1 protein-coding gene and 1 pseudogene are annotated in these 718 nt (G+C 70.1%); one reads left to right on the top strand and one right to left on the bottom strand.

From position 1 onward, the window contains the following. Window positions 1–259 (bottom strand): annotated as a pseudogene (locus DMH01_RS42385) (alpha/beta hydrolase); the annotation flags it as partial. A gap of 110 nt (window positions 260–369) precedes the next feature. Between DMH01_RS42385 and DMH01_RS42380 the strand changes: the two are divergent. Then, the coding region (locus DMH01_RS42380) for a TetR/AcrR family transcriptional regulator (protein WP_125685092.1) at window positions 370–718 on the top strand (349 nt) is incomplete at its 3' end.

Below are 718 nucleotides of genomic sequence, written 5' to 3'. Positions count from 1 at the left end.
CGAGCGGCAGGCCGGTCGGGGTGGCGGACTCGCCCTCGCCCGGCGCCGGCCGGTACACCCGGACCGGAAGGTCGCGTCCCGGCAGCGTGATGTCCTGCCATTCGATCGTGGCCCCGGGGTCCGGCTCCCCAAGGAATGCCCGCGCCGCGCCGGACGCCCGCCAGCGGTTCTCCGCAGTGCGGTAGGTGATCAGTTCCTCGGTCGTCATCGCCGAGAAGTCCGGCTCCGGCGGCCGCTGCACGGCAGTGGTCTCGTTCATGTCCTCGTCTCTCCTCTCATCTCCCCCGGTCGGGGGTGTGCCTCCATTATGCACGCGGTGCGTGCAACAGTGCGTGCATAGGTTAGTCTGAACAGGACGAGAGGGGCGAGATGGCAGGTCGAAGGCGCTGGTCGACAGAGGAGATCCTGGACACGGCGGCGGATCTGCTGCATACGAGCGATGCCGAGTCGTTCAGCGTGCGCAAGCTCGCCGCGGTGCTCGGCACCGACTCCTCCAGCCTCTACCGGCACTTCCGCAACAAGACCGAGCGGCTGCGCGCGGTCGCCGACCGGATCCTGGCGGCCGCGATGGACGGCTACCGCCCCGACGGCGACTGGAAGCAGCGCATCACCGCGACAGCCCAGCGCCTGCGAGAGGCTTTCGGGCGACACCCGCAACTCGCCGCGATCTGGGGACGCTACGGGTCCGGCGGCACCGGTTCCCGGCTGGTCATGGAGG

Source organism: Amycolatopsis sp. WAC 04182 (genome assembly GCF_003947465.1).
Lineage (GTDB): Bacteria > Actinomycetota > Actinomycetes > Mycobacteriales > Pseudonocardiaceae > Amycolatopsis.
This window is presented reverse-complemented; position numbering and strand designations above follow the sequence as displayed.